The 12,525-nt window shown below is 40.8% G+C and carries 12 protein-coding genes; 3 read left to right on the top strand and 9 right to left on the bottom strand.

What is annotated here, in order from left to right:
• Window positions 1–62: 62 nt before the first annotated feature.
• Window positions 63–1,163, bottom strand: a complete 1,101-nt coding sequence (locus CLIN57ABFB40_RS04770; protein ID WP_175629110.1) for a PspC domain-containing protein — start codon at window positions 1,161–1,163, stop codon at window positions 63–65.
• Window positions 1,164–1,184: 21 nt separating this feature from the next.
• Window positions 1,185–1,511, bottom strand: a complete 327-nt coding sequence (locus CLIN57ABFB40_RS04765; protein ID WP_024987641.1) for a PadR family transcriptional regulator — start codon at window positions 1,509–1,511, stop codon at window positions 1,185–1,187.
• 164 nt (window positions 1,512–1,675) lie between these two features.
• Between CLIN57ABFB40_RS04765 and CLIN57ABFB40_RS04760 the strand changes: the two genes are divergently transcribed.
• Window positions 1,676–2,173 carry a GNAT family N-acetyltransferase gene (locus CLIN57ABFB40_RS04760; RefSeq protein WP_175629109.1) on the top strand — a complete coding sequence of 166 codons (498 nt, stop codon included), beginning with the start codon at window positions 1,676–1,678 and terminating at the stop codon, window positions 2,171–2,173.
• A gap of 75 nt (window positions 2,174–2,248) precedes the next feature.
• On the opposite strand, the gene CLIN57ABFB40_RS04755 is transcribed toward CLIN57ABFB40_RS04760, so the two are convergent.
• From CLIN57ABFB40_RS04755 to uvrA, 3 genes are all read right to left on the bottom strand, one after another.
• Window positions 2,249–3,913, bottom strand: coding sequence for a peptide MFS transporter (locus tag CLIN57ABFB40_RS04755; RefSeq protein ID WP_175629108.1), 1,665 nt, complete (start codon window positions 3,911–3,913; stop codon window positions 2,249–2,251).
• A gap of 107 nt (window positions 3,914–4,020) precedes the next feature.
• Window positions 4,021–4,500 carry a Cys-tRNA(Pro) deacylase gene (ybaK, locus tag CLIN57ABFB40_RS04750; protein ID WP_175629107.1) on the bottom strand — a complete coding sequence of 160 codons (480 nt, stop codon included), beginning with the start codon at window positions 4,498–4,500 and terminating at the stop codon, window positions 4,021–4,023.
• Between the two features lie 77 nt (window positions 4,501–4,577).
• Window positions 4,578–7,403: an excinuclease ABC subunit UvrA gene (gene uvrA, locus CLIN57ABFB40_RS04745; protein ID WP_175630337.1), complete on the bottom strand. Its 2,826-nt coding sequence runs from the start codon at window positions 7,401–7,403 to the stop codon at window positions 4,578–4,580.
• A gap of 157 nt (window positions 7,404–7,560) precedes the next feature.
• Here uvrA and CLIN57ABFB40_RS04740 point away from each other — a divergent pair, with 157 nt between their 5' ends.
• Together CLIN57ABFB40_RS04740 and CLIN57ABFB40_RS04735 are read left to right on the top strand one after the other, a co-directional pair.
• A complete protein-coding gene (locus tag CLIN57ABFB40_RS04740) occupies window positions 7,561–9,327 on the top strand; it encodes a LysM peptidoglycan-binding domain-containing protein (RefSeq protein ID WP_175629106.1) in 1,767 nt (588 codons plus the stop codon).
• Window positions 9,328–9,334: 7 nt separating this feature from the next.
• Entirely contained in the window at window positions 9,335–10,057 is a 723-nt protein-coding gene (locus CLIN57ABFB40_RS04735; protein WP_175629105.1) for a porin family protein, read from the top strand.
• A 79-nt stretch (window positions 10,058–10,136) separates the two neighbouring features.
• On the opposite strand, the gene CLIN57ABFB40_RS04730 is transcribed toward CLIN57ABFB40_RS04735, so the two are convergent.
• The 4 genes from CLIN57ABFB40_RS04730 to CLIN57ABFB40_RS04715 all read right to left on the bottom strand — a co-directional run bounded on the left by CLIN57ABFB40_RS04730 (window position 10,137) and on the right by CLIN57ABFB40_RS04715 (window position 12,493).
• The gene (locus CLIN57ABFB40_RS04730) at window positions 10,137–10,580 is read right to left on the bottom strand and encodes a DUF4293 domain-containing protein (protein ID WP_175629104.1); all 444 of its coding nucleotides are present in this window, start codon (window positions 10,578–10,580) and stop codon (window positions 10,137–10,139) included.
• Window positions 10,581–10,687: 107 nt separating this feature from the next.
• The gene (locus CLIN57ABFB40_RS04725) at window positions 10,688–11,023 is read right to left on the bottom strand and encodes a DNA-directed RNA polymerase subunit omega (RefSeq protein WP_024986871.1); all 336 of its coding nucleotides are present in this window, start codon (window positions 11,021–11,023) and stop codon (window positions 10,688–10,690) included.
• A gap of 14 nt (window positions 11,024–11,037) precedes the next feature.
• Window positions 11,038–11,841, bottom strand: a complete 804-nt coding sequence (locus CLIN57ABFB40_RS04720; RefSeq protein ID WP_175629103.1) for an outer membrane protein assembly factor BamD — start codon at window positions 11,839–11,841, stop codon at window positions 11,038–11,040.
• Between the two features lie 226 nt (window positions 11,842–12,067).
• On the bottom strand, window positions 12,068–12,493 hold the full coding sequence (locus CLIN57ABFB40_RS04715; RefSeq protein ID WP_175629102.1) for an amino acid-binding protein: 426 nt from the start codon (window positions 12,491–12,493) through the stop codon (window positions 12,068–12,070).
• Between the last annotated feature and the right edge of the window lie 32 nt (window positions 12,494–12,525).

Genomic DNA, 12,525 nt, shown 5'->3' with positions numbered 1-12,525 from the left:
ATCGGGGTACATTTAGTTATAAAAGAATGAATATTATCCTTTTTTAATAGAATGAGTGTCAGTTAAGAGCAGTGTAAGCCGTATAAAGGCAGTCGCCAGCCAAGGGCTGAAAGATTAATAATCATTATGGCAGCACCCAATATCCATAGAATCAGCAATGACCATTTCAAGCCTGTACCCATCGGTGACCAATGGAACAACTGACGAAGGATAGTATAAAGGAAAGCTCCCAATGGAATACCAATCAAGGCGACTCCGGCAATTGTGCCCAGCAATGTCATCATAGGCGATATGGAAGCTATCGGCGCCCAACTGATGGCAGGCAGCATCTCATAAAGCAAAGCGCCACCACTGACCGCTACTGCAATAGCGGCAAATACCAAAGCCACCAGCACAACAGCAAGGACAAACAGTACAGGACAACAGATAATCACCAAGGCTACCAGAAATATTTTAAAAAGAACGGCTGCAATGGAAACAAACACATCTCCTACCTTCTGAAGAAACGTACGGGGTTTTCCTGAATTCATATAATCATTGACTCCGTCCGCTACGCGTTCGAAACCGTCTGTCACCGTTTTACCAATATTCTCGATTGTGACCGCTTCACCACGCATACTTAGCTTTTCTGCCGCAGTATGGGCTTCAGGAATAACAATCCACCCAATAATATAAAGTATAATCATCGGACAATAAGGAACAAACACGAAGATTATCATTAGGATACGCACCAAAGTAATATCCCATCCGAAATAGGCTGCCAGTCCTGATGCCACACCACCCAGCAATTTATTGTCCGGATCACGGAACAAACGACGCGGAGCAGCGGTACGCGTATATGACTGACTGGCAGAAGAAGTAGACTGTTCCGTTTTTTTCTGAGAATCCGTATCATCATCGGCAATTCCAAAGTCTTCAGGTTTCCCTACACGAGCTATAATTTCTTCTACATCCGAAACGGTTATGACTTGTTTTCCCTCGGCTATTTTCTCGGCAAACAGTTCGGCGATACGCATCTCAATATCGTTTACGATCTCTTCCGCACCTTCCTGTTTACGAAAGTAATGCTTCAGGTTAGACAGGTAATTGTCTAGCAGACGGTAGGCATCATCATCTATATGATAGACAGTTCCTCCTAAATTGATGGTCAATGTCTTTTTCATTTTAATTTTTTCTTTTTCGGATTATCTATTGGCAATATGGTTCACTGTTTCATTCAATTCTTTCCAGGATATTTCAAGTTCTCCCAAAAAGGTTTCTCCACTTTCTGTGAGTTTATAATATTTGCGTGGTGGTCCTTGTGTAGATTCCACCCATTCATAACTTAGCAGGTCGTCATTCTTCAGACGTGTCAGCAAAGGATACAAAGTACCCTCTACCACAATCAGTTGAGCCTCTTTCAGCTTCTGAATAATATCTGAAGCATAAGCAGGCTCCTTATGCAGCAAAAGCATGATGCAATATTCAAGCATGCCTTTTCTCATTTGGGATTTTACATTGTCTACTTTCATTATTTTCTTCTTTTGTATGGCACAAATATATGTATTACTTCAGTACCTTGCATTACAAAGTACTATAAATTAATAATAATTAAAAGATTAGGGAGATTACACCTTATTATAAAAAGAAATAATGGTTATATTTGTGCCCGTTAAACCACAAAAAGAAAATACGTATGTTTAGTATTCGAAAAGCGACGGTTGCCGATTGCGAACTTATCAATAGGATGGCAAAGGAAGTTTTTCCCGCCACTTACAAGGAAATCTTATCTCCCGAACAACTGGATTATATGATGGACTGGATGTATGCGCCTCAGAATATTCTCAAGCAAATGGAAGAAGAAGGGCATGTCTATTTTATCGCTTATAAAGACAGTGAGTTATGCGGATACGTTTCTGTGCAACAACAGGAAAAGAATGTTTTCCATCTTCAGAAAATTTATGTTCTCCCCCATTTTCAAGGCGCACACTGCGGGAGTTTCTTGTTTAAGGAAGCGGTCAAGTATATCAAGGAAGTGCATCCGGAACCTTGCCTGATGGAACTAAATGTAAATCGCAACAACAAGGCATTACAGTTTTACGAACACATGGGGATGAGGAAACTAAGGGAAGGTGATTTTCCGATTGGAAACGGATATTATATGAATGATTATATCATGGGACTGGATATTTAATAAAAAAGGCTTGCAGAACACAATCTGCAAGCCTTTTTTATTAAATAATATTACTGGGCAAATACCCGTCTTGATTTATGCTACCTTTTCAAGTTTCTTCATGATAGAGAAGATAAACAGAGCTGATAACAGACAGCAGGCGATCAATACGCTCCATACCATCCACAGTTGCATGCCACCCCACAGATAACCAATAATAGCGACCAAATAGTTACCAATAGCAGTAGCTACAAACCAGCCACCCATCATCATACCTTTATACTTGGGCGGAGCCACTTTCGAAACAAAAGAAATACCCATCGGAGAAAGCAACAACTCAGCAAAAGTCAACACAAGATAAGTGGAAATCAACCAGTTGGGAGAAACCAGGACATCCGGATTAATACCCGCTGTTTCCACTTCTTTCGGAGTAGGCAACCCCATAGAACCAACCGCCAGAATCAAGAAACCACACGCAGCAATCACCATACCGATACCGATTTTGCGTGGTGCGGACGGTTCTTTTTTCTTTCTAGCCAAATAGCCAAAGACTGCCAAAGATACCGGAGTCAGAGCCACTACAAAGAACGGATTGAACTGCTGGAATATTTGAGGAAGGATTTCTACAGTCGGATTCATAGAAGAATAACTCCAAAACAATACACCCAAGGAAGCTAATACAGCAATACCGCCAATCGCTTTCCCACGGCCGTTTTTTGACTGGAAAAGGGAGAATGCACCATAAACAGCGATAATAACAAGAACCAGATTCCATACATCGAATCCAATACGGTCAAGTCCTGTCACGGATTGAGTAGTATAATCGCGTGCAAAGAATGTCATTGTCAAACCATTCTGATGGAATGCCATCCAGAAGAAGATAACCACAGAAAAGACAAGTAATAAAGCAACGATACGTTCTTTTGTTTGTGCCGGAGTAAGTTTCGGTTCGTTATTATTATTTACAGCCTTAGCCTGTTTTGAATTATAATCCGCATGTTTAAACATAGGACGGCAGCATACGTAGATTGCCATTGAAATAATCAAAGAAATACAAGCTACGGCAAAACCATAGTTATATGCTTCTGACAGTTTCTCTATATAAGAACTACAGAATGCGGCTGTATCACCGGCAAAGCCCTGGGCAGCCTGCAAACCGCTAAGAGCAACATTTCCTTCGGGAGTAATAGTTCCATCAAGGAATTGATGCGCCAAAGAAGGTATTTGAGCGTTATAAGTAAATCCTGCACCACCTAAGATATAGTTGGTTACCTTGGTTGCAGCCGTTGGAGCAAATAATGCACCTACATTGATTGCCATATAGAATAAGCTGAAAGCGGTGTCACGCTTTGAACTATATTCCGGAGAATCGTAAAGGTTACCCACCATTACTTGCAAATTACCTTTAAATAGTCCAGTTCCGCAAGCAATCAAAAACAGTGAACCAAACATCATCATCTTACCAGTGAGGTCTGCCGCAGTAGGAATCGCTAAAAGCAGATAACCAATAAACATGACAACGATACCTGTCGTTACCATCTTACCATAACCACACTTGTCAGCCAAAATACCACCAACAAGAGGCATAAAGTAAACCGCCGCCAAGAATGAACCAAAAATCGTAGAAGTTTCTGCTGCCGTGTAACCAAATTTCGCTTGTAAGAAAAGTGTAAAGATAGCAAGCATCGTGTAGTAGCCAAAACGTTCGCCCGTGTTAGCCAAGGCTAAAGCGTATAGCCCTTTCGGTTGTCCTTCAAACATATAAATAAGAATATTAGATTAATAAAATTGATATTTTCTGCAAATATATACTTTTTTTAATTCATTCAAAGAATATGAAGTCATATTTACTCTATAAATAACAGGATTTAGTCCTCAAATAAACGACAAATTTCCGCTCTCGATTCACGAATTAAATCTCCCGGAGCTAATTTTATCTGAAGTCCCCTCACACCCGCGCTTACATAAATATACGGAAATTGCAGGCAAGTCTCATGAATATAAGTAGGGAAATGCTTCTTCATACCGATAGGAGAACAGCCACCTCGGATATATCCGGTAAGTGGTAGAAGCTCTTTCACAGGTATCAAGTCACACTTTTTATTGCCGGAAGCCTTAGCTGCCAATTTCAAATCAACTTCGTGTTCGCCCGGAATGACGCAAACAAAATATCCGCTTTTATCGCCATGCAAAACGAGCGTTTTGAATACTTGTTCTATGTTCTCACCTAAATTAGCTGCCACATGGATAGCACTCAAGTCGTTCTCATCTACCTCATAGGGAATTAATTCGTAGGTGACCTTAGCCTTGTCCAACAGCCGTGCGGCATTCGTTTTATTGATTTTCATTTTCGTTGTATTTAAAGATATGATAAGTGCCAACCCAATCGAAGAGTGTTCGACAAGTTGGCACTTTATTACTCAGATTAAAGTCCCAATTCTTCGCGAAGAAACTTTGGCGTGTATCCTTTATGGCTCTTCGCAACTTCTTCAGGTGTTCCGTAACCAAGGAGTTCTCCCCCGCCCTTACCACCTTCAGGCCCCATATCAATGATATAATCCGCCATTTTTATCACGTCCAGATTATGTTCGATCACAATAACCGTGTTACCCTTGTCTACAAGTTTGTTCAGTACCCCCATCAGTACCCGTATATCTTCAAAATGAAGACCGGTAGTCGGTTCGTCAAGGATATAAAGAGTTTTACCCGTATCTCTTTTTGACAGTTCCGTAGCCAGTTTCACACGTTGGCTCTCACCACCGGAAAGAGTAGTGGAAGATTGTCCCAACTTGATATATCCCAGTCCGACGTCTTGCAAAACTTTGATTTTATTCAGAATTTGCGGCACGTTCTCAAAAAATTCGACGGCACGGTTGATAGTCATGTCAAGTACATCGGCAATAGATTTTCCTTTGAAACGGACTTCCAGCGTTTCACGGTTATAACGCTTGCCATGACAGACTTCACAAGGCACATAGACATCAGGAAGAAAATTCATTTCAATAGTCTTATAACCATTTCCCGTACATGCTTCACAGCGACCGCCCGAAACATTAAAGGAGAAGCGTCCCGGTTTATAACCGCGAATCTTTGCTTCCGGCAATCCCACAAACAAGTTACGGATATCCGAGAACACACCTGTATAAGTAGCCGGATTGGAACGTGGCGTACGTCCCAACGGGGACTGGTCGACATTCACCACCTTGTCTATATTCTCCAGTCCCTCTATAGAATCGTATTCTAAAGGATCCTGCAAGGAACGATAGAATTTCTGTGAAAGAATAGGTTGTAATGTTTCATTAATTAAGGTAGACTTTCCACTTCCCGACACTCCCGTTACACAAATCAGTTTTCCTAACGGGAATTCGACAGTAACATCCTTCAGGTTATTACCTTTCGCCCCTTTCAACCAGATAGATTTTCCGTTTCCTTTTCTACGCTCGGCGGGAACTTCTATCTTCATTTTCCCGTTCAGGTATTGAGAAGTCATGGTTTCAGTCGTCAACATCTCCTGCGGAGTTCCGGCAAAAACCACTTCCCCACCCAAGCGACCGGCTTTCGGACCCATATCAATTACGTAATCGGCAGCCAACATCATGTCTTTGTCATGTTCCACTACGATTACGGAATTTCCCATATCACGAAGTTCTTTCAATGAATTGATAAGACGCAAATTATCGCGTTGATGCAGCCCTATACTCGGCTCATCAAGAATATAAAGTACATTCACCAACTGGGAGCCTATCTGTGTAGCCAAACGGATACGCTGGCTCTCCCCACCAGAAAGGCTGACGGAGCTACGGTTCAAGGCCAGATAATCCAAACCAACATCCAATAAGAACTTCAAACGTGTACGAATCTCTTTCAGAATCTCTACGGAGATTTTCTTCTGTTTGTCGGAAAGGAATTCGTCCACTTTCATCAACCAGTCATATAGCTCGTTGATATCCATGTTTGCCAGTTCATTGATATTCTTGTCATGGATTCGGAAATGCAATGCTTCCTTATTCAAGCGAGCCCCTTTACATTCGGGACAAACAGTAGTTTTAGCAAATTGTTCCGCCCATTTCTGAGCCGTAGCGGACGCATCTTTCTCCTGCAACATTTGGATATACTTCACAACTCCCTCATAAGTGACGAAATAGTCGGAAGAAGTGCCGATTAGCGAACTCTTTATCTTAATCCGTTCATCAGAACCATACAGTACCTCGTCAATCGCATCGTCGGGCAATTCCTTCACTGGAGTTTTCAATGTCGCGTCATACTTCTCAAGTAACGCGCCTATCTGCCAGAAAATCATGGCATTCTTATATTTTCCCAAAGGGGCTATGGCGCCTTCATATATAGAAAGGTCACGTTCGGGAATTACCTTATCCACATCAATCTGATTGACTACACCCAATCCTTTACATTTCGGACACGCTCCTTGCGGAGAGTTGAACGAGAAATTATGCGGAGCCGGTTCACGATAAGACAGTCCGGTGACCGGACACATAAGACGCTTACTATAATGACGGATACTTTCGGATTGGGCATCCAGAATCATCATCAAGCCGTCTCCCTGTCGCATGGCAGTTGCCACACTCTGTTTCAAGCGCCGGTCGTCCTTTTCCGTTACCACTAATTTATCAATAACGACTTCGATGTCATGATTTTTATATCTGTCGAGTTTCATACCATGCGTTATTTCACGCACTTCACCATCCACCCGTACATATAAGTATCCTTTTTTGCGTACCTGCTCAAACAGTTCCCTGTAATGTCCCTTACGGGCACGAACCATAGGAGCAAGCAGATATATTTTCTTTCCTTTATAATCTTTCAGGATTAAGTCCAGAATCTGTTCCTCGGTATATTTCACCATCTCCTCGCCGGACAAGTACGAATAAGCTACTCCCGCACGGGCATAGAGCAAACGGAGATAATCGTATATCTCAGTCGTTGTCCCTACGGTAGAACGGGGATTTTTATTCGTTGTTTTCTGTTCAATGGAGATAACCGGGCTCAAGCCTGTTATTTTATCTACATCCGGACGTTCAAGGTTGCCCAGGAAATTACGGGCATACGCTGAAAAGGTTTCGATATAACGACGTTGTCCTTCAGCAAAAATGGTATCGAAAGCCAAAGAAGACTTGCCACTACCACTCAGTCCCGTAATGACCGTCAGACTATTGCGGGGGATTTCGGCATCGATATCCTTCAAATTGTGCACGCGCGCACCGTACACGTTAATATATTCTGTTTCCTGCATATTCATATCCTTCATAAATGCTGCAAAATTAATGTTTCCGCCCGAAATATGCTCCTAAAAAAGCACAATATTATTTTCTTAACTCAAATCTTATGAAGATATAGGGCATTATTCGTACCTTTGCTCCTTGATTTCAAGAACCAATAGTTATAATTTGATGAAACCGATAAACCGAATATTCTTATTTCTGCTTTTTATAAGCGTTTCATACGCCTTCAGTTATGCACAGGAGAACCAATCCTATTTCTTGCATACCATCGAAAAAGGACAAAGTTTATACTCTATTTCCAAGATGTACAATGTCACAACATCGGATATTGTCCGTCTGAACCCCGGTTGCGACGAGAAAATCTACGCCGGACAAACAATTAAGATTCCCAAAGGAAAAGAAAGCCAAAAAGGAGAAACATTCCATACGATTCAAGCCGGAGAGACTTTATACAAACTTACAACCATGTATAATGTATCCGCAAAAGATATTTGCGAAGCCAATCCCGGTCTGAGTGCCGAGAACTTCCGCATCGGACAGGTTATCCTGATTCCGCAGAAAGAAGAAGAAGAAAAGACTACTACTGTTCAGGCTCCGACCGAACAAAGCAATATTCAAGGTCCTGTGGTTCCTAGATGTAAAGATATGCATAAGGTGAAACGCAAAGAAACGATTTTCAGTGTGAGCCGCGAATACGGAATCAGCGAGCAGGAACTGATTGCCGCTAATCCCGAATTGAAAAAGGGAATGAAAAAGGGACAATTCCTTTGTATCCCCTACCCGGCAACAACGACCGTGCAGCCTACCCAAAAAGAAGACCCTTATGCTATTCCACCAAGCAACAGCGAGCTTTTCCACAAGAGCAAAGAGGCTCCTAAAAAGATGTCTACCATTAAAGCTGCATTAATACTGCCTTTCCAGGAAGACAAACGTATGGTGGAATATTACGAAGGTTTCCTGATGGCAGTAGACAGTCTGAAACGCACTGGTACTTCGCTCGACTTATATGTATATGATAGCGGTAAAGAGATTTCTACATTAAATACGATTCTTGCCAAAAGCGAGATGAAGAAGATGGATGTAATCTTTGGCCCGATGTATCAAAACCAAATTAAACCTTTATCCGATTTTGCAGAAAAAAATGATATCCGTCTGGTGATTCCTTTCTCTAAGAAAGGCGAAGAGGTATTCAACAATCCTGCCATTTATCAAATTAATACACCACAATCTTATTTATATTCGGAAGTTTACGAACATTTTACCCGTCAATTCCCTAATGCGCACGTTATCTTTATCGAGTCATCAATAGCTGATAAAGAGAAAACGGAATTTATCAATGGCTTGAAGCAGGAATTGAAGAACAAAGGGATTTCGATGCAAACTGTCAAAGAAAATGCCACGAAAGAGGTATTGAAGACAGCAATTCGCCATGATAAAGAAAACATCTTCATTCCGACATCAAGTAATAAGATTCTTCTAATCAAAGCCTTGCCACAGCTAACTTTGTTAGTCAGAGATAATCCAGAGCAAAATATTCACCTATTCGGTTATCCAGAATGGCAAACCTATACCAAGGATCATTTGGAAAGTTTCTTTAAACTGGATACATACTTCTATTCCTCGTTCTATACGAATACTTTGTTCCCAGCTGCCATACAATTTACCAACAATTACCACAAATGGTACAGCAAAGATTTAGTGAGCGAATTTCCCAACTATGCAATGCTCGGATTTGACACCGGTTTCTTCTTCCTGAAAGGATTATCACGTTATGGCTCAGAACTTGAAAACAACCTAGCTAAAATGAATCTGACTCCCATCCAGACCGGATTTAAATTCCAGCGTGTGAACAACTGGGGCGGATTTATTAATAAGAAGGTGTTCTTCATACGTTTCACTAAGAATTTTGAATTGGTAAAACTAGACTTCGAATAATACGAAAATGATAAAGATAAAACCATTTTTGATCGCAACACTCCTGCTTACAGGTGTTACCCTTCCTGCTATTGCCCAAATCGGGGAAGCACGAAGCAATTTATCTGTGGGCATCAATGGCGGTGTTAATCTGAATAGTGCTTCTTTCACCCCCACCATCAAACAAAACAGCTTGATGGGGATTACCGGTGGATTGACGGCACGTTATATTTCTGAAAAGTATTTTGCCATGATTTGCGGCGCACAAGTCGAATTGAATGTCTCACAACGAGGTTGGGATCAGTTATTCGAAATACCAGGAGAAAATGGAGAACCTGTAAAGGACCCAAGTCAAATTTATACTCGTAAAATGACTTATATCGATATCCCCTTCCTTGCGCATCTTGCCTTCGGACGAGACAGAGGATTACAATTCTTCATCCATGCAGGTCCTCAAATCGGTTTCTTAATCGGTGAATCTGAGAAAATAGAAGGAGTAGACATGGACAAACTGTCAGATACCCAAAAAGCACTATATGGCGTCAAGATTCAAAACAAATTCGATTACGGAATTGCCGGTGGCGGTGGTGTGGAACTCAGAACAAAGAAAGCCGGCAACTTCATTGTAGAAGGACGCTACTACTTTGCTCTATCCGATTTTTATAGTACTACGAAGAAAGATTATTTTGCACGTGCGGCCCATGGGACAATTACCATAAAACTCACTTACTTATTTGATTTGAAAAAATAAAGCATCGCTTTAGAGACCAAAAAGCACCGCTTTAGAGTGACTAAAGCGGTGCTTTTTGTATCAGATATGGATGCTCAAATTATCTCAATCTATCTGCAGCCTTTACCATTACTTCATCCCGTCCGATAGCACGAACAGCCAAAATATTCAGGATAATAGAAACAAGCGGCAAGCACAGTGCCCAACCAATACGGAACATATTCGCGTCATTTTTCAATGCAAAATAAAAAGCAAGGAAAGCGATGTAATAACCTACCAACAGCAAGCTATTGAAGATTGTCATACGAATCTGCAACATACGGTTCTTAAACAAGAAGATAGTAGCAGCAGCCACCAAGGTGCTGAGCATTAAAATGCCAAACAATCCCCATGTAGACTGGAAAGCGCCATTTACGCCCATTCCTAAAGCTTTAAAGGGGTGCTCTCCCATCGTATCAATAAAGTAGCCCATCGGCAAACACATCGCCGTAATCAGCAATCCTGCAACAATCAGTAAATAAACTGTTTGAATCCGTTGAATCATAAGTTTTCTAATAGTAGTTAAGTTAAACAATAATAGCCAAGCAATAAGGAGCAGGGATTAGTATCCCACTTACTACTTGACTATCAATCCTTTCGTCAGAAAATAGATTACTGAAGTTTTTCTTTCTCCTTAGCAGGATTTCTATAATATATTTTCCCTTCGACGTATTCTTGCGTAGCAATCAAATCCGGTTTCGGCAATTTCTCATAATAGCGAGAAATTTCGATTTGCTCTCTATTTTCAAATACTTCTTCCATATTATCTGTATAAGAAGCAAACTCAGCCAACTTTTTGGATAAGTCGTTTTTGATTTCCACACTGATCTGATTAGCGCGCTTACCAATAATGGCAACAGTTTCATAAACATTCCCTGTATCAGAACAGAGTTCCATCATGTCACGGGTTACCGTTGTAGTAGGAGCATTCGTTTTTTTGTAGTCCATAAATCTATTTAAATTTAGTCTTTAATTACTTTCTGTGATTCATTGAATATTTTTTCAGCCTCTTTCAAGTATTTGCTTTCAGGAAATTCATTCTTAAAGGCATAATATTCATCAATAGTTTCACGATAACGGTCCATCTTCTTGTCTTCCACACTATAAATAGCCATTTCGTGTCTTGCACGCAAAATCAAAATGGAAAGATCTTCGCGATAATCGGTATAAGGATAATCCTTCAGAGCATTCTGAGCAGTGATAACACAAGACTCATAGTTGTTACCCATATAATTACCCAAATTATAATATAGTCTGGCTGAATAAAGTTCTTTCAGCACCAACTTATCCTGCAAAGCAAAAATCATATCTTGTGCTTCCTGCTTCTTTGTGCTGTTCGGGAAATATTCCATGAACATCTGCAACTGCTGGATAGCCTGATAAGTACTTGACTGATCCAAGCGTGGCTCCGGCGTATCCAGGAATAATGCCTTACCTGCATGGAAACGCGCCAGTTCGGTAAAAGTACCACGGGGATATGTATTGAAATAGGTAATAAATGTTTGGGCAGCTGTCTGATAATCTTTCTGATTATAGTAGCTCATTCCCAACATATACAAAGACTCTTCCGCCTTGTCCGTACCTTTAAGAATAGTGATTAACTCATTCAACAAAGTAGCCGAACGGTTATACTGTCCTTTCGCAAAATAGTTTTTGGCGGCTTCGTACTTGTATTCGTAATCGGTGCTTTTCAGCAATTTATTATACTCTCCACATGAAGTAAGAGTAGCTGCCGCAAGCAAAGTTATAATGATATTTTTCTTCATCCTATTTAAAAATAATGCGCAAAGTTACTGATTCGCCGGGAATTTAGCAATTAATCTATGTTTTTTAATACATAAAAGGCGTTAAACATCGACAAAAGGGGAGAAAATGACGTCGAACCATAAACAATACGCGGTGAATAAACTGCACCATTAACTGAAAGTACAGCCCATCCACCGCATATTGTTTATTGTTCATTATTTACTGTCTACATTTCAATCTTGACATTTACAGTTTATACAGGTCGCTCGCAGCCAGCAGATCGACCTTCTTTTCTTTCAACACTTCAATACATTTATCCAGATTGCTGGGACGAATCACCACATTAGCGATATTGTTATTAGCAAACGAATACATATATTCGATAAATACCCCTTCGTCCGATAAGAATCCCAGCACTTTAGCCAAAGCCCCCGGTACGTTCGGGCAGCTAATGCCAACCACATCAGTCACATTCACTGCAAAATGATTATCTTTCAAAGTTTTATATGCTCTATCCGGGTCGGATACTATTCCACGCAAAATGCCAAAATCTGCATTTTCTGCGATGCACAAGGCTGAAAGATTGACATTCTCTTTCGCCAGCACTTCAGTCACTTCCGTCAAACGGCCTGACTTGTTTTCCAAAAAGATAGAAAGTTGTTTTGCTACCATGATCGTAAAGTATTATATTGTAAGTTCAGGTA

The organism is Bacteroides acidifaciens (assembly GCF_903181435.1).
Taxonomy (GTDB): Bacteria; Bacteroidota; Bacteroidia; order Bacteroidales; family Bacteroidaceae; genus Bacteroides.
This window is presented reverse-complemented; position numbering and strand designations above follow the sequence as displayed.

Excerpts from the sequence above, each read along its gene's own strand:
- CLIN57ABFB40_RS04770 (WP_175629110.1), bottom strand. The coding sequence starts at position 1,163 with ATGAAAAAGACATTGACCATCAATTTAGGAGGAACTGTCTATCATATA.
- CLIN57ABFB40_RS04765 (WP_024987641.1), bottom strand. The coding sequence starts at position 1,511 with ATGAAAGTAGACAATGTAAAATCCCAAATGAGAAAAGGCATGCTTGAA.
- CLIN57ABFB40_RS04760 (WP_175629109.1), top strand. The coding sequence starts at position 1,676 with ATGTTTAGTATTCGAAAAGCGACGGTTGCCGATTGCGAACTTATCAAT.
- CLIN57ABFB40_RS04755 (WP_175629108.1), bottom strand. The coding sequence starts at position 3,913 with ATGTTTGAAGGACAACCGAAAGGGCTATACGCTTTAGCCTTGGCTAAC.
- ybaK (WP_175629107.1), bottom strand. The coding sequence starts at position 4,500 with ATGAAAATCAATAAAACGAATGCCGCACGGCTGTTGGACAAGGCTAAG.
- uvrA (WP_175630337.1), bottom strand. The coding sequence starts at position 7,403 with ATGCAGGAAACAGAATATATTAACGTGTACGGTGCGCGCGTGCACAAT.
- CLIN57ABFB40_RS04740 (WP_175629106.1), top strand. The coding sequence starts at position 7,561 with ATGAAACCGATAAACCGAATATTCTTATTTCTGCTTTTTATAAGCGTT.
- CLIN57ABFB40_RS04735 (WP_175629105.1), top strand. The coding sequence starts at position 9,335 with ATGATAAAGATAAAACCATTTTTGATCGCAACACTCCTGCTTACAGGT.
- CLIN57ABFB40_RS04730 (WP_175629104.1), bottom strand. The coding sequence starts at position 10,580 with ATGATTCAACGGATTCAAACAGTTTATTTACTGATTGTTGCAGGATTG.
- CLIN57ABFB40_RS04725 (WP_024986871.1), bottom strand. The coding sequence starts at position 11,023 with ATGGACTACAAAAAAACGAATGCTCCTACTACAACGGTAACCCGTGAC.
- CLIN57ABFB40_RS04720 (WP_175629103.1), bottom strand. The coding sequence starts at position 11,841 with ATGAAGAAAAATATCATTATAACTTTGCTTGCGGCAGCTACTCTTACT.
- CLIN57ABFB40_RS04715 (WP_175629102.1), bottom strand. The coding sequence starts at position 12,493 with ATGGTAGCAAAACAACTTTCTATCTTTTTGGAAAACAAGTCAGGCCGT.